The 17,949-nt window shown below is 43.9% G+C and carries 19 protein-coding genes; 3 read left to right on the top strand and 16 right to left on the bottom strand.

Annotated elements, in window-relative coordinates:
* Positions 1 to 21: 21 nt before the first annotated feature.
* Positions 22 to 666 carry a potassium channel family protein gene (locus tag G587_RS0108870; protein WP_026491937.1) on the top strand — a complete coding sequence of 215 codons (645 nt, stop codon included), beginning with the start codon at positions 22 to 24 and terminating at the stop codon, positions 664 to 666.
* Between the two features lie 83 nt (positions 667 to 749).
* On the opposite strand, the gene G587_RS0108865 is transcribed toward G587_RS0108870, so the two are convergent.
* On the bottom strand, positions 750 to 1,052 hold the full coding sequence (locus G587_RS0108865) for a hypothetical protein (RefSeq protein ID WP_196812548.1): 303 nt from the start codon (positions 1,050 to 1,052) through the stop codon (positions 750 to 752).
* A gap of 343 nt (positions 1,053 to 1,395) precedes the next feature.
* Here G587_RS0108865 and G587_RS0108860 point away from each other — a divergent pair, with 343 nt between their 5' ends.
* Positions 1,396 to 1,821, top strand: a complete 426-nt coding sequence (locus G587_RS0108860) for a helix-turn-helix domain-containing protein (protein ID WP_026491935.1) — start codon at positions 1,396 to 1,398, stop codon at positions 1,819 to 1,821.
* 137 nt (positions 1,822 to 1,958) lie between these two features.
* Here the strand turns inward: G587_RS0108860 and G587_RS22105 are convergent, their stop codons facing one another.
* From G587_RS22105 to G587_RS0108830, 6 genes are all read right to left on the bottom strand, one after another.
* Complete coding sequence (locus tag G587_RS22105) at positions 1,959 to 2,933, bottom strand: GTP-binding protein (RefSeq protein ID WP_051200920.1); 975 nt, start codon at positions 2,931 to 2,933, stop codon at positions 1,959 to 1,961.
* A 48-nt stretch (positions 2,934 to 2,981) separates the two neighbouring features.
* Complete coding sequence (locus G587_RS0108850) at positions 2,982 to 4,049, bottom strand: NAD(P)-dependent alcohol dehydrogenase (RefSeq protein ID WP_026491934.1); 1,068 nt, start codon at positions 4,047 to 4,049, stop codon at positions 2,982 to 2,984.
* Positions 4,050 to 4,223: 174 nt separating this feature from the next.
* Positions 4,224 to 5,588: an MATE family efflux transporter gene (locus tag G587_RS0108845; RefSeq protein ID WP_026491933.1), complete on the bottom strand. Its 1,365-nt coding sequence runs from the start codon at positions 5,586 to 5,588 to the stop codon at positions 4,224 to 4,226.
* A gap of 139 nt (positions 5,589 to 5,727) precedes the next feature.
* Positions 5,728 to 6,192 carry a hypothetical protein gene (locus G587_RS0108840; RefSeq protein WP_026491932.1) on the bottom strand — a complete coding sequence of 155 codons (465 nt, stop codon included), beginning with the start codon at positions 6,190 to 6,192 and terminating at the stop codon, positions 5,728 to 5,730.
* 35 nt (positions 6,193 to 6,227) lie between these two features.
* Positions 6,228 to 6,857, bottom strand: coding sequence for a hypothetical protein (locus tag G587_RS0108835; RefSeq protein ID WP_196812547.1), 630 nt, complete (start codon positions 6,855 to 6,857; stop codon positions 6,228 to 6,230).
* 222 nt (positions 6,858 to 7,079) lie between these two features.
* On the bottom strand, positions 7,080 to 8,738 hold the full coding sequence (locus G587_RS0108830) for a sensor domain-containing phosphodiesterase (RefSeq protein WP_026491930.1): 1,659 nt from the start codon (positions 8,736 to 8,738) through the stop codon (positions 7,080 to 7,082).
* A gap of 140 nt (positions 8,739 to 8,878) precedes the next feature.
* Between G587_RS0108830 and G587_RS22100 the strand changes: the two genes are divergently transcribed.
* Positions 8,879 to 9,313 (top strand): PH domain-containing protein, encoded by a 435-nt coding sequence (locus G587_RS22100; RefSeq protein WP_035786224.1) that lies wholly within the window; start codon positions 8,879 to 8,881, stop codon positions 9,311 to 9,313.
* Between the two features lie 64 nt (positions 9,314 to 9,377).
* Here G587_RS22100 and G587_RS0108820 read toward each other — a convergent pair whose 3' ends face one another.
* The 9 genes from G587_RS0108820 to G587_RS0108780 all read right to left on the bottom strand — a co-directional run bounded on the left by G587_RS0108820 (position 9,378) and on the right by G587_RS0108780 (position 17,945).
* Positions 9,378 to 10,499: a D-alanyl-D-alanine carboxypeptidase family protein gene (locus G587_RS0108820; protein ID WP_051200919.1), complete on the bottom strand. Its 1,122-nt coding sequence runs from the start codon at positions 10,497 to 10,499 to the stop codon at positions 9,378 to 9,380.
* Positions 10,500 to 10,505: 6 nt separating this feature from the next.
* The gene (locus tag G587_RS0108815) at positions 10,506 to 11,570 is read right to left on the bottom strand and encodes a tetratricopeptide repeat protein (RefSeq protein WP_026491928.1); all 1,065 of its coding nucleotides are present in this window, start codon (positions 11,568 to 11,570) and stop codon (positions 10,506 to 10,508) included.
* Positions 11,571 to 11,594: 24 nt separating this feature from the next.
* Positions 11,595 to 11,969 carry a RidA family protein gene (locus G587_RS0108810; RefSeq protein ID WP_026491927.1) on the bottom strand — a complete coding sequence of 125 codons (375 nt, stop codon included), beginning with the start codon at positions 11,967 to 11,969 and terminating at the stop codon, positions 11,595 to 11,597.
* A 21-nt stretch (positions 11,970 to 11,990) separates the two neighbouring features.
* Entirely contained in the window at positions 11,991 to 12,233 is a 243-nt protein-coding gene (locus G587_RS0108805; protein ID WP_026491926.1) for a hypothetical protein, read from the bottom strand.
* 13 nt (positions 12,234 to 12,246) lie between these two features.
* On the bottom strand, positions 12,247 to 13,458 hold the full coding sequence (locus tag G587_RS24365; RefSeq protein ID WP_051200918.1) for a GDSL-type esterase/lipase family protein: 1,212 nt from the start codon (positions 13,456 to 13,458) through the stop codon (positions 12,247 to 12,249).
* A 19-nt stretch (positions 13,459 to 13,477) separates the two neighbouring features.
* On the bottom strand, positions 13,478 to 14,710 hold the full coding sequence (locus G587_RS0108795) for an MBOAT family O-acyltransferase (protein WP_196812546.1): 1,233 nt from the start codon (positions 14,708 to 14,710) through the stop codon (positions 13,478 to 13,480).
* A gap of 151 nt (positions 14,711 to 14,861) precedes the next feature.
* The gene (locus G587_RS0108790) at positions 14,862 to 16,274 is read right to left on the bottom strand and encodes a tetratricopeptide repeat protein (RefSeq protein ID WP_026491924.1); all 1,413 of its coding nucleotides are present in this window, start codon (positions 16,272 to 16,274) and stop codon (positions 14,862 to 14,864) included.
* 61 nt (positions 16,275 to 16,335) lie between these two features.
* A complete protein-coding gene (locus tag G587_RS25855; RefSeq protein WP_035786222.1) occupies positions 16,336 to 16,506 on the bottom strand; it encodes a hypothetical protein in 171 nt (56 codons plus the stop codon).
* A gap of 38 nt (positions 16,507 to 16,544) precedes the next feature.
* Positions 16,545 to 17,945 (bottom strand): bifunctional folylpolyglutamate synthase/dihydrofolate synthase, encoded by a 1,401-nt coding sequence (locus tag G587_RS0108780; RefSeq protein ID WP_051200916.1) that lies wholly within the window; start codon positions 17,943 to 17,945, stop codon positions 16,545 to 16,547.
* Between the last annotated feature and the right edge of the window lie 4 nt (positions 17,946 to 17,949).

Here is a 17,949-nt window from a genome sequence, read left to right as displayed (position 1 = left end):
ATATTTTATAGGAGTATTAAAATGAGAAAATCAATAGCAGTTCTCGGACTTGGAAAATATGGACTCAGCCTTGCTCAGAGCATGTACGACATGGGCTCCGATGTCCTGATAGCAGATATTGATGAGGATAAGCTGAAGGAATCTTCACGCTTCGCCACTTCTGCAATCTGTGCAGACCTCTCAAACGAAGATGAAGTTAAAAACCTCGGTCTTAAGAATCTTGATATTGTAGTTGTGGCAATGAGCCGCAATCTTGCAGCCAGCATCATGTCAGTTGCGGTTGCGAAGGAAGAAGGCGTTCCGCTTATTGTAGCCAAGAGTTCCTCTGACAGAATGACTTCCATTCTTGAAAAAATCGGTGCCGACAAGGTCATCATTCCTGAGGAATATGGTGGAAAACAATCAGCAAGGATCCTCTCCTCCGATACCTTCCTGGATTATTTTCAGGTAGATAACTCTCTGTCCATGGTTGAAATGAATCCCATGGATAAGTGGGTTGGTAAGAACCTCATAGAGCTCAACATCCGTCAGAAATATAACGTCAATGTCGTAGCTATCAAGGAAGGTGGTCACTGGATAACAGCAGATCCCAAGAGAGAGCTGCGTGCTTCCGATCAGCTCCTTATCGTCGCTGAGAGAGACTCCCTGAAACGAATTGATAAATAACAGCCATATTAAAAGCCCTGTCTGCATTTCGTAGACAGGGCCTTGTTATTTTAAAACTGCTATCCATTATTTTTCATAACACCTCAATCATCACCGGTCACATCAAGCAGCATGTATCCATCCTCGGGACATATAGCTGCTTCGCCGCCCACAGCAGGAACCTTGTCGGATAGGTCATGAACCTTCTCAACCTCTGCTAAAGGATAGACATACGCCTTAATGGGAAGATTGTCATAAGCCATATATGCATTGGATCCCATATCATCAATGTGATCGATGGCCTCAGTCCAGTCTGTCCACTCTTCGTTTCCAAAGCTGATAAAGGCAGGTAGGAGCGATACCGTTAATGCCATAACGCCAATTCTTCTTAGAAGTGTTCTTATCATAAGAATTACCAACCCTTTCTTCCCCTTCTTAAATCATACGTTATCAGGTGACTCTGATGTATTAAAAAAGCCTAAATATTTGGTAAATACCGCCATTCTAAAGCCTCTTCTTGAGATAAGCTATGATCTCGAGGACATTTAAATATTGGTGTGTATAGCTGCGGGCTGCTCTATTTAAGGGCTGCCCGTTTCTTATTGCTATTATGCGGCTCATCCCGAAAAAGAGCGAAGGAAAAACGGAAAGTAGGGAGTATAAAATATTTCATTTGCCTATAATTATATAGCATACTATATAATAACTTCACGTTTTTTGTATAAAATGTCTTTATAGGAGACATTTTGGATGAAAGACGCTAGTACACAAATTGGAAAAAAGCTTAAGGAGCTTCGCAAAGCCCACGGCTATACACAAACTTACATAGCATCAAACATTGATGTCAAGCAGCCTACTTATCAGCAATATGAAAGTGGCAAGCGCATTCCCAGCACACCAATAATCTACAAGTTAGCCAATTTCTATGGGCTTACTACAGACGAGCTATTGAAGCTGTGTATTCCTTTGGATAATGATATCTATTATGATGCGCCCGAAAAGACTGAGCGAACTCTCGAAGAAGCAGAGCTTTCTTCCTATGGCTCATCAAAGAAGTTCGATAAGTTCAGCTCCGATGAGATTCAGATGCTCTTCTATTTTTCCAAGCTAAGTAAAGAAGCCCGCAGAGAGATTATCGACTTTGCAAAGTTCAAGGCTTCACAGGAAAGCAAATAGAAATATTGCATTGTGTTATTCTTGTATAGGCTTTTGTTATATTTATATATTATTAACGCCCTTTTAGATTATTTTCTAATATAGAGAAGACGTTGCTGAGTAGTTTATTACTTCCATCAGCAGCGTCTTTTCCTTTTTTATTGCGATATAGGCAGTTGCAACTTCTGTCTGTTTACATAATTCCTTGCAAAGGCCACATTTTTTCCCTCGGGAAAAGTTCCAAGACGCCGGCAGATACGGTTTTTATCAAGGTATTCGCCAATAAATACGCACTGGTTGGAATCCATGGGTGAATCCGCGATGGTGTAAAGCCCGTCTGCCAGGTCAAAGCGAAGCATCTCATTGCCAACAGGTATCGTTCCCTTGGCGCGGACCACATGTCCGAATTCTCCTCTAAGGCAGTCCTCTAAAAGGGATATGAGCTGTGCGGGATTCTCCATCACTGCACTATCTATCGTGATCTGAGAAAACCTGCCCGTATCATCCCCTGTCTCTGTTACTTCGATGCTCTCTGATGAAAGCGACATAAGCCCCTTCCACCACTCATCACTTTGCAGGGTGTAATGGCCATCTAAGATATCTGCCTCCGGGTTTATCTTCTTTATCGCAGCTTTTGTCTCCTCCAGAACTTCGGGTGACTCGCTTTCGCATTTTGAAAATACCACCGTTTTGGCATTTGCTATCTGATCCTTGTACAGAGTTTCAAACTCGCTCATGTTCTGCCTGTAGCTCCTTGGAGCAATGACCACGATAGGGTCAAGCAGTGTTACGTTCCCAACAAGTATAGGCTTTAAGTTATTTATGATGTTGCCCAGTTTCCCGACTCCGGTGGGCTCAATGATCAGGTACTCGGGAGATAGTCCTGAAAAAACCGTTAGAACAGAGTTAACAAAGCTGTCCTTCATGGTGCAGCATACGCATCCTTCCATGAATTCCAGAACCTCCAGCTTCTTCTCCCCTGTATCTGTGCTCCTTAATTCACCTGCATCTATGCTGTTATCGCCATATTCATTTTCAAGGATAACGGGATTCGTATCTGTACGGCGGATGAGTTCTTTTATAAAAGTAGTTTTGCCGGCACCTAAAAAACCGGACACTATAAGAATATTCATATAACCTCAACAGAAGGAGCGGCACAGGGCCGCTCCCACCTTAATTTTTTATGGCTGATTATCAAGAATAACAACCGGCTTAATAAGATCAGCAGGCTTATCCTTCATGAGCTGCAGAGCCTCCGGAATGTGCTCCCAGCCGTGGAATACGTGAGTTGAAAGCTTGCTTACATCAAGTTTTCCTGATGAAACAAGTGCACCGAGCTTCTCCATACGGAGACGTCCGCCGGGCATCAGACCACCGTTGATCTGCTTGTGTCCCATACCAACACCCCACTCAACACGAGGAATAGTAACAAAGTCACCGCTTCCAAGGTAGTTAACGTTACCGATCTTTCCGCCGGGCTTAAGAGACTTGATAGCAGACTCAAAGGTCTTAACAGTACCGCCTGCAACAACAACGCGGTCAACACCCTTGCCGTCTGTGAGCTCCATAACCTGATCCTCGATGCTGCCGTTCTTGTAGCTGATGAAATCATCTGCACCATAGTACTTAGCGATCTCTACGCACTTAGGACGTGTACCAACTGCCAGGATACGGGATGCACCGCGCATGTGAACACCTGCAACTGACATAAGACCAACAGGTCCGATACCGATAACGAGAACAGTATCACCGAACTGAACGTCAGCAAGCTCTACGCCGTGGAATCCTGTGGGAACCATATCGGACAGCATACAAGCATCCTCAAGGCTCATTCCCTCAGGCATGTGTGCCAGATTACCATCTGCATCGTTTACATGGAAAAATTCAGAATCAAGACCATCCTTGAAGTTAGAGAACTTCCAGCCGGCGAGCATGCCGTTTGAATGCATGGAGTAACCACCCTGAGCTTCAAGTGAGTTCCAGTCAGGAGTAATAGCCGGAACAAGTACCTTGTCACCGGGCTTGAAGTCCTTAACCATTGAACCAACTTCAACAACCTCTGCACATCCCTCATGTCCCAGAATCATGTTGTGGCGATCCCCTACAGCGCCTTCCCATACTGTATGAACATCTGATGTACAGATAGCGATTGCCAGTGGCTTACAGATAGCGTCCATAGGTCCGCAGACCGGGCGCTCTTTCTCAATCCAACCGACTTCGCCGATTTTCAGCATCGCAAAACCTTTCATACCTTCTTCTCCTATTGTTTTATTTACATACCCATACGGGTTTGTATTCAGCAATATGATCCCCTAAAACATGTATCTATCATAACATACGAAGCACTATTACGCCCAGCAAAATATGGAAAGCGGCCAGGACCGTATCGTCCTGACCGCTTGAAATCATACATGTTTAAATATTTAGTTTTCAGGCAAGGTGTGAACCTTTTTGCCATAGACTCTCTTAAAGAAGAAGCCTGACAGGATGAGAGATGCGATCTCCGCAATAGGGAAGGCCCACCATACCATATTTACATTACCTGTCTGTGCAAGAAGCCATGCTGCAGGAATAAGAACTACTAGCTGACGTCCAACGGAAACAACCAATGAGTAAATACTCTCTGAAAATGCCTGGAACACTGATCCCATCGCAATACATATACCTGCAATCGGGAAGCTGAGGCTTATGATCCTGAGCGCAGGCTTACCGATTTTTATCATTTCAAGGGATGCGTTGAACAACCCAAGGAGTCTGTCAGGAATAAGCTGGAATGTAATTGTTCCGATGATCATTATTGTTGCAGCAAGTGCCATTGAGAATCTGAGCGCTTCGCGGATCCTCTTTTTCTTTTTAGCTCCATAGTTGTAAGCAAGAACGGGAATAAGTCCGTTGTTCAGTCCGAATACCGGCATGAAGAAAAAGCTCTGAAGCTTGAAGTAAACACCAAATACAGCAGTTGCTGTGGTTGAGAAGGTGATAAGTATAATGTTCATTGCGTAGGTCATAAGTGAACCTATGGACATCATAAGAATTGAAGGAACACCTACATAGTAGATTTCTTTTACAATATCTGCTCTTGGCTTGAATATCAGTGAAGTCCTGAGGTGAATATCAGGGTTAAGACTCTTGTTGCAGTAAAGACCTATCAGTGAACCAACCACCTGTCCGAAAACAGTAGCAAGGGCTGCACCTGCAACTCCGAGCCTGGGAAGTCCAAACATACCAAAGATAAGAATGGGGTCCATTACGATGTTGATGATGGCTCCTGACATCTGGGAATACATACTGTACAGGGTCCTTCCCGTAGACTGGAGCATTCTCTCAAAGGTCATCTGGCAGAACAGTCCGATTGAGCAGCAGCAGATGATTGAAACGTATGACATACCGTATTCAAGTATCTTGGCATCATCTGTCTGAGACATCAAAAAGGGCTTTGCCACAAAGATTCCTATAAAGAGGAATATAATATAATTGATCAGGGTCAGCATCAGTGTTGTGTTAGCTGCTCTGTCCGCTCTGTCAAAATTCTTCTCACCAAGGGATCTTGAAAGCAGCGCATTCATTCCGACGCCGGTACCTGAACCAAGAGCAATCATAAGGTTCTGAAGCGGAAACGCAAGGGTAACTGCAGTAAGTGCGCTCTCATCTATCTGCGCAACGAAAATACTATCAACTACATTGTAAAGAGCCTGTACCAGCATCGATGCCATCATGGGAAGTGACATTGATACGATCAGTTGCTTTACGGGCATTACACCCATCTTGTTTTCAGTGTATCTGGACATATATAACCTCGTAAATACTTATATTTTCAAGTGAAGCAAATGGGTTCTCATGAAAAAAGAATGCCCAAAGACATTCTTTTTTATCTGCTTCATCGCATACCAAGTAATACTACTATAAACAGGCCAAATTAACAACCGCTTAATTCTGCGTAGTCGTAGTCGCATCGTCCGAATTAAGATTGTTCGGATCATAGGTACTCTTTATGCCGGCAGCCTTATTGAAAATAGTTGCAAGTGTTCTTCCATCATTTATATGAAGCTCATGGCGATACCAGCCACCTGAAACCTTCACAAACAGGAATCCGTCGCATCTTACACTTGTTCTCTTGGTGCGTCTTACTGATTTATCAAGGAAATTAGCAAGCTCGCTGCCATTATAAATATAAGCCGCAGGGATGTACCAGCCGTTATACTTTCTGATGAATGTATACTTACCGTAGGTAACCGTGGTGTTACCTTCTTCATCCTGTCCGACCGTTATATTCATCTGGTCTTCCTTGATGCCTGTATTGGTCTTTGCAGCCGCTGCAGGTATGGAAACCAGCGATATAACCAGCGCAAAAGCAATTAACGCTGCACTCAGTTTTTTAAGTACTCTCCTCATAACACTTACCCCACATAGCATTTCGTGACATTCTGTTACCCTCTTACAATTACTCCCGCAGCATTTTTTCCAATAAGCTGTAAAAGCTTCTCCCTGGCTTCATCTCTGTTTTCAGCCTCAACTTCAACTCCGAAAGCAAACTTCTTGACCTGTGCCATTCGGTCATCGTGCTCCTGAAACTGCTGCTGCATTGCTGCCAGCGAATAGTGCTGTCTCAGCTCCACTATGTCCTTTGCAACGAAGTCGGTGTATTCGGCTTTTTCGTCCTCACTCTGCGAATATTTAGCGATTATCCGCATCGTGGCACCAAGATTGAGATAGTCAGTGGCTATATAATCCTCAAGACTTTTCCAGTGAAGACCTTCCTTGTCCGGCAGTTGTGACAATCTGCTATCGATGTAGTCATCAAAGGAAATATCCTGACTTTCAAGCCAGTCCATGGCGTACATTTTCCAAATGCTCTCACGTTTATCAAATACGGCCTGATCATGCAGGATCTGCATCTTCTTAAAAAGATCCTCAACTACAGGAACAATGTCTTCCTCGCTGGATCTTTTAATATTAAATGCACGTCCCGAAAACTGCGAGCCATCTTTCACATTCTCCAGTGAAAGAGCAAAGGAATTCTCGTCAATAAGTGACATGTTTACCGCGAGATCACCCAATCTGGCAACACAAATATTGCGGTCTTTAAGTATTGTGTCCCGCTGCTTACAAAAAGCATGTATCATAAATTCAGGCTTAATATAGGTAAACATGATCTACATCTTCTTCCACCTTTCACATACACTCACTCATCCTGATTATAGCCTTTTTTCTTCCACAAAAAAGGGATTTTATAAAAAGTTTATTAACTTATCAGAACGAGTTAATATTAGGTCTCTCATTTAATTGTTATATAATGGCAGATTTTCAAATTCTTCAAAAACAACCGGTCTTGAGTAGTAATATCCCTGATAAAGGTCAACCGGATATTTGAAAAGTCTGTGCTCTGTATCGGCGCTCTCTACTCCCGTCGCACAGATGCTCATATTCATGTTGGCCGCAAAGCCTGTTATTGCCTCTGCCATGTACCTGCTAAGAGGGTTCTTTCCTATATTCTCAGTTATCTCGGGTCCCAGCTTTATTATATTGATTGGAAGCCTTGTGGCGAGATCCAGTGTGGTAAAGTCCACAACATCAAGGGCTATTCTTATTCCGCAGGACTTAAGGAATATTACCTGGCTCTTAAGGTAGTCAAAGTTTATATCCCTTGATACGTTGGAAAGCTCGATACAAAGCGCTGTTCCTGGGAACCTGTTTATCCTTAGGAGCTCAAGTATCGTAGTTCTGAACTCACTTCGTTCAAGCTGCACATAGGCAAGGTTGATACTCAGGTAAAAGTTCGGATGCTTTTTTAGTATCTTAAGGCCATCCTTCATGGCTTTATCAAGAATCCAGTTTCCAAGTCGGTAGAAGGTGCTGTCCTGCTCGAGCCAGGGCACAAACTCGCTGGGTGAGACATCGCCATAAGGGTCCATTTTCCAGCGAAGGAGCACCTCTGCTCCGCAGAGCTTACCGTCGTTTTTAGATATTATGGGCTGGTAGTTTAAATAAAAGCCTCTGTAATGGTTAATAACGCTCTCTCTTACAGCTCCCACCAGCTCAATGGTACTCTTGTTAAACTCAAGCTCGTTATTATGGAAAATGATAAGATTTCCGTGCTTCTCCGTCTTGGAGTGGGCCAGCGCATATTTTGCACTGGTGTAGACCGCATGAACGTCAATCCCCACTTCATCAACTACAATCACGCCGCCTCCAAGCTCCGCAGATACCCTGTTGGGGCCTATCTGCATATTCTGGCGGACGAACTTTCTCATCTGCTGATAGAGGGCTGTCACCTCATCCAGGTCCATCTGCACGGTACAAAGACCTAAAATAGTGCCCTCTCCGCGATATACATGTCCCTTTTCACCGCCCTCGTTCTGGAGCCATTCAGCCATCAGCTTCAGCATCCTGTTTCCGAACATGTAGCCATAGAGCCTGTTTATATCACCAAAATCGATGACGTTAACAAGGAGAAGAATGTACTTTTCCCTCTCACTCTCCAGCTTGTGCATGTAGTTGAACATCTCGTAGTGGTTGGCCAGGCCTGTTATGGGATCCGTGTTGTCCACGATACCTTTATTGATAAGGGAACAGGCATAAAAAGCAGCTTTTCCAGAGTAATCCTTAATGACAACGCCCCTGCAGGAGCAGGCCACATATTCGCCGTTCTTATTCTTGGCGCGGTACTCGAAGGTGGGATTAACGCGTTTTCCCTCAAACGCGGTCTTAAGATGCTCTCTGTAGGTCGCTCTGTCCTCTGGATGAACGTGAACCTCCCAGACCTTATCCGCTCTGTAGACGTATTCTCCCGGAAGGCCAAAGTAGGATACGGCGTTATCCGACCACTTGGCCATATCATTTTCAATATCGTATACATAGACATATCTGCTCTTCGATGTTACGGCAAACGTGTCATAGATTTTCGTAATATTATCGTATGCCCCCTGATTCTTTACCATAGCTCCTCCAAACTCTATATAGTTAACCTGACTTCTAATCGTCCCCCAAAAAACTATATTATGATACAATGGTACTAATATTATTGTATCACAATGAATATAATGTGCGAGTGCACATAGAAAAATGGGGTAAATTACTAATGGCAAAAATCGCAAATCCTACACAGAACGATGCTTCTCTTACAGCAAAGGGTACTCTTCAGTACAAGGAATACGGAAGACTCCTGTTATTCGGTATCCCGTGGCCCTTCAAGCGCTACGAGATCTATGAAAATGAGATGACAATCATCTCAGGATTCCTGAGTGTCAAAGAGGATGACTGCTTCATGTATAAGATATCTGACGTTGAGCTCTCACGCTCACTTTTACAGAGAATGGCAGGTCTTTCAACAATCACTCTCTTCACCTCAGATGTAACTGATAAGACAATCGTCATGAAAAACATCAAGCACGGAAGAGAAATAAAGGATTTCATCAATCAGGAATCTGAGCGAGCACGTCTTCGCCGCAGAACCGTGAATATGCAGAACATCGGATTTAACGATGATCTGGAAGACGACGGAAATCTTGAGTAAAACAATCCCCGGGATATATGTATTTGGTGATTACCTCCAAATATACATATTCCGGGGATATTTTTTAATTCAGGTATGTTTCATAAATATCAACCTGGTCGTATATGCAGCGCCATGAGCTCCATGCGTTTGCAGATACGCAGATATAATGTCCACCACTGTTTGAGATGGAATAGCTTGCCGCACAGCATCCGGACTGATTAACGAATCCGGTCTTGGCACACAGTACTGTTCCATTTGTCTCCTTATCCTCTATTCTTCTGAGGAACCAGTTGGAGATTGTTATTCCTTCGGGATGCTCGGCAGTAGCACTTGTGGTGTACTTGTGCGCTGAAAGCACCTCTCTTGCAAGGTCATTCTCAACTGCTGCCTTCAGGATCATAGCCATGTCAGTAAGTGTGCAGTAATGATCCTCATCATAGATTCCCACACAGTTTGTGAAATGAGCTGTATCGGAAAGGCCAAGCTCCTCGAGCTTCTGATTCATGAGGTCCACGAACGCTTCGTGTGAGCCTGCAACGTAGGTTGCAAGGGCTATTCCTGCATCTGCACCTGAGGGAAGGATTGTTCCGTACATGAGGTCCCTAACGGTTACTGTCTCACCAACCTCAAAGCCTACAATACTGCATTCATTTGAAAATGAATAATCTGTTATGTCTCTTGTTATGGTGAAGGTGTCATCAAGATTCTCAACATGCTCTGCAGCAACAAGAACTGTAAGGATCTTGGTCATTGATGCAGGTGAGATTCTCACATCTGCAGCCTTTTTCGCAACTACCTCAGCCTTATCCACATCAATGAGTATTGCATTTTCACTTATAACATCTTCACTTACGATCTCTGCAGTAGAGCTTGTGCTCTCTACAGTGTATCCCATGGCGAAGCTCTGAACCTCGGGAGAGCGGGTATCTACCTCAACCTCCGGCTCGGGCTCCGGTTCCGGCTCAGGCTCTTGTACCTGTACCTCTTCTACAGGTGCTACCTCCTCAGTGATCGATGCTTCAGCCACGCTGCTTTCTGTATCATTCTTTTTATGCAAGATCAAAAATATCACTGCAATAACAGTTACCAGTACAAGCGCTGCGCAAACACCAATGATGATTGGCAGCTTGGACCTTCTCCTTCTTGGTCTGCTGTGCTTTATATAGTAACTGCTATCAAGTTTTCTGTAACGATTATTACCCAATACCTCTTACCTTGTAGAAAGGAATATCTCTTCCCTTTCCGCATCCGCATCATCCGGATACGCCTTCCTGTATTTTTCCATTAAAGCTTTAGCCTGAGCAAAATTGCCTGCGTGCTCGTAGGCAGTTATCTCATTTAAGAGAAGTGCTCTGCTGTAGTCACTGTTTCCAAGGGCAAGTCCTGCCTCGAAGGAATTAACAGCGCCGTCATAGTCCCCCATATTTAACTGACACAGACCAAGCTGATTGTAAATATCCGGATGGTCTGCATCCTCTGCCAGGAATGTCTTGTAAACACTAATGGCATAATTGTAATCTCCCTGCTTTTCTCCGGTCTGTCCTAAGAGCAGAACAACAGGGGCTTTCTCAGCATCTCTGTCGTTTCTTGCAAGCTCAAGATAGCTCTGTGCGTCCGCATTATTGCCAAGATAATATGATATCTGCCCCTTTTCATAATTGGTCATGTTAGGATCAGTGTTATTGAGGCAGGCCTCAAGAATCTCTTTTCCCTCGTCCTCAAATCCACAGGCTGATAATGCCTTGTAGATCATTATTCTCAGGTCATAATCCCTTGCTGAAAGAGCCATTGCCTTATTAAAATCGGCTGTGGCTCCATCATGATCAGAGCCATAGAGCTTGGTCAGACCACGCATATAATAAGCGTCCTTGTCCTTTTTTCTAAGGGCAAGAATCGCATCGTATACTTCCTCAGCCTCATCATATTTTTCAAGCTTCATATATGTGTCAGCCAGATAGTAGTTGGTGTCAAAATCCATGTCTCCGGGAATTCCGCTAGTCGCAGCCAGAGACTTAAGGAAATCATCCACAGCCTCGTCGTACTGACCGAGATTCCTGTTGAGGATTCCCCTTGCTCTGTAGAGGAGTCTGTCGCTCTCTCCTGCCTTTTCGGCAGCTTCGAAGCAGGTCTGTGCCTCCTCATATTCATGACTATCAATATGTGCAAGTCCCAGGTCAACGTTTTTATGACCGGACATACTTCCACAACCACTACCTACCAGCAGTGTTCCCAACATCACTATCAAAGCGGCTGATTTTTTCCTATATACCGCCATTTTTCATCCCTCAATCAGATATTTTTATTTTAAATATGCTATAATCTCAACTTCGCAAAGAACGTCCTTGGGAAGCTTCTTTACTGCCACGCAGCTGCGAGCAGGCTTGCTTGTGAAGTACTTCTCATATACACCATTGAATTCTGCGAAATCTGACATCTCAGCAAGAAAGCATGTAGTCTTAACTACGTGATCAAAATCTGTCTCTGCAGCCTTGAGAATCTCGCCTATATTGCGGCAAACCAGGTCTGCCTGTTCCTTGATATCGCTACCCTCGATGTTACCTGTTGCGGGATTGATCGGGATCTGTCCTGAAGCATAAAGAAAATCCCCTGCCTTGATTGCCTGTGAGTAAGGTCCTATTGCTGCAGGAGCCTTGTCTGTTGATACATACTGCATTTTTTCATTCCTCCTTAATATTTATTGCTTATCAGAATCGAACGCGGCTGTAACATAGAATCCGCGTTCGTTTTCTTCAACCTTGAGTACCACACCCTTGCGCTCGCTCATCCTCTCTCTGAAGGGAAAGTTCGCTGACATCGCAAGTGACGGATCTATCGTATAGTACACGTTACTGGGAAGCTCACCCTCAGTAACTGTGATCTCATCGCCCTCCTTAAGAAGTCCCGGGCGCTCCATTTTAAAAACCATTTCTCTGACCATAATCAGCCCTTCCTTACTCCGGATTCTCCGGATTTTCAGCAGCTCTGCTGTCAATTTCCTGTTGCAAAAGCTGTTGTGTCTGCTCAAGATCCTTCTCCATTACAAAGGCATGGTTCTTCAAATAATCATACCATAAGGAGTAGGACTTCGCCTTCAAATGAACATTATCAAATGATAAATCATGTCCCAGAGCTCCGTTCTCATCATCTGTTGCTTCATTCATATCAACATAGAAGACATGCTCTCCGTCTGCCAGAGTCTGAAGCATCGCATTTCTGTCATTTATCGTGGTGTTCTTGAACACTCTGTCATTGCTGCTCTTGGAATGCGTAACATGCATAATTCCCTGAATTATAATGATAGCATCCGGCTGAAGCTCTCTGATACGGTTTACAACCTCACCGTAGCTGTTAGTAAAGCTCTCTGCCGTACCGCTTCCAAGCTCGTTAAGTCCAAGCATTATATAAATCTTGGCAAACTGCTTTCTTGTAAGGGCTTCCTCGATTGTAACCTTCTCCTTCGGAAGCTGATCCTCAGGAACCTCTACGCCCTCCTCAGTCCTTATCGGAACAACCACGAATTCCTTCTTGTTAAATCCATAAATTGTCAAGGACACCTTTGCATAGAAGGTCGCATGCCCCTTAAGCTCCTCACAGTACTCTGATAATCCCACGGTTCTGGAATCACCTATGAAAAGAGCATCATCAAAGTATGTATCCGGAACGGCTGTCATAACATAGTTATCATTTTCAGGCTCAGGTTCAGCTGCAACGCCGTCACTTACTGCTTCTTCGAAGTTCTCTGCAGAATCTCCTCCGGACACCTCAGCGTTACCATCGGATACTTCTCCAAAGGCATCTCCTGAAGATACCTCGTCGGAATTGCCATCAGATACTTCCTCATTTGGCTGAGTAGCATCAGGCTGCTCTACATTTTCAGGTTCGCCTGCAGGCTCATTTTCAGGTGTTATTACTTCATTTTCACCCTCGGAAATATCCGTAGCTTCTTCTCCGGCTCCGAATATATTTTTGCGCAAAAGTTCTATAAGATAAGGCTGCCCACCCTCCATTACATGGCGGAGAGTCAGCGACATAATCGGTGCATCCAAAGAGTCATATTCAATTTCTTCATACGCGCTCTTTTGCCCAAGTGCGGAATCCACAGTAAGAAGCAGCGCTACTACAAGAATACCCATGGACAAAATATGCTGAAAAAATGTTTTCATACTCTGCCTTTATAAAAGATTAAAAGTTAACATACATAAACGGATTTCCAGCCTTGGTTGATACTATGGCTGCACATATCCAGAACAGTATGAGCATCAGTACTCTTACCGGCCAGTCCTTTCTGTGTCTTGCAAAATAGGAATATACTCCGGGTAAAAGGAGTATCAGTCCGGCTAAAAGAAATCCCCAATAGGTTGATAACAGTTTGCCAAAGTCTCCGGGATTAACCGCGATTCCGGCTCCTGCCACGGGGAAAAGTCTTCCCATATAGTTAAACATATCCTCTCTGCCGGGAAGTGCAAAAATAACCCATGTGACAGGTATACATACAAGGACATGGATTCTTCCAATGATACTAAGAAGCTTGGGATTGGATGACCACACAAACTTCTCCATGATTATCATAAAGAGCAAAACACCGGCCCACACGATGAAATTCAGAGTCACACCGTGCCATAAGCCTGTAAGTGCCCATACGATACAAAGATTTCTGATGGTCTTCCCTTTTCCTTCACGACTTCCTCCCATGGGGAAATAAACATAGTCGCGGAACCATGAGCCAAGGGTCATGTGCCATCTACGATAGAATTCTCCAACTGTCTTGGATGAATAGGGATGATCGAAGTTCTTCACAAAAGGAAATCCCAGCATCACGCCTACTCCGGCTGCCATAAGTGAATATCCCCAGAAATCAAAATAAAGGTTAAGGGAATAACAAATAACTCCTGTCCATGCAAGAGGTGTTGAGATACTCTCATAGCCGATTGTTCCGATCTCATTCCACATAGCCGCAAGGTAATCAGCAATAAGGGCCTTCATAGCAAAGCCCAGAGTGAAGAACACAAGTCCCTCCTCAAGTCTGTTGAGGTAAATCTGTAATCTGTCCTTAAAAATAAGGAATCTGTCTTCTATTCCGGAGAGGATTTTGTTCTTTTCAAAATCCGAATAACGCATTATAGGGCCTGACATTAGCTGCGGAAACATTGAAAAATAAGCTGCCACGGCAACTACTCCTGGGCATTTTGCAATTTTTCCTTTGTAGAGGTCAGCCTGATAGCTCACCATTTTAAATGTAAAGAAGCTGATTCCAAGTGGAAGGCCCGGGACTTTCCCATAGCCTGAAAGGAACTTGAAGGATAGAAGCAGAGCCACATCAGCTAATACGATAAAAATGAGAGCCGGTTTACTGTGTGCCTGACATCTATATGAAAGAACGAGATTAACCACAACTGCAACTACAAAAATGCCCATGCTTTTCGGGTCCCCAAAAGCATAAAATGCAAGGCTGCCCGCAAAAAGGATCAAAGGGCGCAGCCTTGATGGCAATACATAATATGCAATAAGGAATATCGGAAGAAATCTAAATATAAAAGATAAATCCGAAAAATTTGTCATATTTGGGTTAATTTGAGGCATTATTAATCTCTGCTAATTTTGTCTCGGCTGAGCTTGCGCTAATAGTATCCGAGAAATTATTCACAACCTGGTCGTAAATAACCTTGGCGTTGTCAGTGTCACCGCTTTCGTAGTAGGCATTCCCTAAATTATAGAGTGCGTCAACATTGGTGTTATCATACTGAAATGCCTTGGACAATGCTCTTATCGCAACATCATATTCCTGGCTGCGATAAGCATCAAATCCGGTTGCGTAGCTTCTCTTGGAGAGCTCGCTACCTACAAGCGTCATAAATGAATTGTAAAGCTCTGTAAACTGTGCGGATGCCTCTCCCTCCATGTTATTGAGGTCGATGGGATCCATTTTTTCCTGCACTGCATCTATATCTTCAGAATTATTAAGATAGATTGAAACAGCGGCCATAAGATCATTGGCTGCTGAGCCTGAGCTGTCACTCTCCTGGTATGAACTCATCTCTTCTCTGAGAGTCTCAAGTTCTGTATTGAGTGAAGCTATCTGCTGCTCATATTCACCCATCTTGGCAGATTTGGAGTCTGACTCCTCGCTTATGGAAGCAATCTGCTCTCTGAAACTTGCATTCATTGACTGAATTCTGGCAGGTAATATCAGATAATAAGCGGCGGCAATTCCGAGGGCAACTCCAAGAACTATGCCCCATATTGAGCCGCTTCTTGTAAACATATTTGTTCTCACAGGCTGAATGATTGTCTCATTTCCGCTTGTGTATCTAACTACATCGTTCTGCTTCTTAACCTTCTCATCGCTGGACTTAACATCCTGGGGAAGCATCATTGCTTCAGCTTCCTTAAGATATCTCTGAGCCATTACATTACCCGTGTCAAGCTTAAGGCTCTTCTGGGCCTCTGTCTTAGCCTTGGCATAATTACCATTATTAAGGTATAAAAGCGCAAGCAAAAGATGAGCTCTGATAAATCCGGGGTTCATTGATAAAACCTTCTTAAGCTGAATCACAGCCATATCAAGTCTGTCCTGATGGCAGTGATTAAGTGCGATGTTGAACTTTTTGATTGTCTGATTGAAGGTCTCAAGACGTGAAGGATCGTTTCTGACTAAGTCCATATAGTCATCTGCTGCATTCTCCTCAGGCTTAAGGTTCTTACTGATAACCCATTCACTCAGTGCAGCAACTACTTCTCCACATTCATAATAGACCAGTCCTAAAAGGTTTCTGGCCTGAATATTGCTTTTATTAAGTTTCAAACTCTGGTGCAGTGATTCTATAGCTCCCGAAAGGTCTCTGACCTCGGCGCGCTCCAACCCTTCATTGTAATAACGGTTGGAAAGCGAAATGATTCGTTTATATACCTTAACCGCAGCACCACAATTCGGACAGTATTCGCGCTCAGTGAGCTCTGCCCCGCATTGATAACATTTCATAATTTGAAGTTCGCCCTCTCTATTTTACCTAATCGGTTTGGAATTTTGGACTATCACTAATTTACTGGCGTGGACGAGTCTGGCGGCCCATCTCCTCAGCCTTAGCATCCTTGAACAAGCCAACGAGTACATCAGCCATATCATCCAGATCCTGATTGTAGATAATTTCCTCAGCGTCCTCTATCTCGAGGCTGGGACGAAACTTCTTAAGTTCATTTTCAAAATTGATCATTGTAAAGCTCCAAAAAACTCATAAGAAACTACGATTTATCAGTTACCGGGCATTATCCCCAGTGATTCTCTAACCTGCCCAACCAGGTACAGCGAACCGGCTGCAAATACTACATCTCCGGCTCCTCTGTCAGTGATGATATCCATAAGTGCATCTCTGACGCTTGTGTAATATGAGAATCTGATATCAGGTTTATCCTTAAAATGTCTCATTTCTGCCTCAAAGGCTGCACGCAGCTGAGACTCTGATACTGATCTTCCTGTCTCAAGGACAGAAACACAAATTCTGTTGAACAGTCTGCTCTCGAGAATCTGTCTGATCATAAGATGATACTGCTTATCCGCAACTGCTCCGAACAGAAGGATTCTGTTCTTATCACAGGGAACATTCCCGGCACAGTCAAGAAAGGCTTCCATACCATCCACATTATGCGCACCGTCAACATAAATTCCCGGAAGAATAAGCTCCATTCTTCCGCCCCATTTAGCCTTTCTAAGGCCAAAGCTTATGTCGTCGTCGGTTATATTGACTCCCATATCTCTGAGAGCCCTTGCGCACATTATCGCAATAGCGGCATTTTCTGTCTGAAATTTTGCGACAGACTGCAAACGCAGACCGCAGTATTTATCATACTGAGATTCATAGGAAAAATCAATGCAAATATTCCCTGCATCGTCCGGAGCAGTATTTATCTCAGTGACAAATTCAGGTTCAACTCTGTATACCTTCGCTGAAAGCTCTTCAGCTCTTTTTTCTATGACATCCGTACTAATGCCACGCCTGTTGTAAACAACAACAGGTGTGTTTTCACGGATGATTCCAGCCTTTTCACCTGCAATCTCGGAAATCGTATTCCCTAAATACTGCATGTGATCAAGGCCAATCTCTGTTATTACATCAAGTACCGGCTCATGAACGCTGTTAGTGGCGTCAAGTCTTCCACCGAGGCCAGTCTCGAGGACAAGGTAATCCACAGGATACTTTCCATAGAGAAGCATAGCCATAAAAAACAGGAATTCAAAATATGTAGGGAAATAATTATCTACTTCATAATCCCTGATTTTTCTTATAAGGTCCCCAAAACTCTCGCAGAACATGGAATCATCGATTGGAATTCCATTAATGCAGAATCTTTCAGTCACCTTCACCAGATGCGGTGAGGTGAACATTCCAACCTTGAAGCCTGCCTGTCTCAATATCTCGGAGAGGTAATTACATACCGATCCCTTGCCGTTTGTTCCGGCCACATGAATAATATGCATCTTTCTGTCAGGGCTTCCAAGATATTCAAGGAATTTGCGTGTATCCTCGACGGAATGCTTCTCTGTAAAAGCAGGAATCTGATCTACAAAGCGATCACATTCATAGAAGCCAAGTCTCTCACCTCTGTCCAGACGCTCAAGCATGTCGGATGCATATTTTGTAAAATCTTCACTCATAGCT

Origin of the sequence: Butyrivibrio sp. XPD2002 (assembly GCF_000423945.1) — a bacterium.
Lineage (GTDB): Bacteria > Bacillota > Clostridia > Lachnospirales > Lachnospiraceae > Butyrivibrio.
The sequence above is the reverse complement of the archived record's forward strand: the minus strand, read 5'-3'. Positions and strand labels throughout refer to the sequence as shown.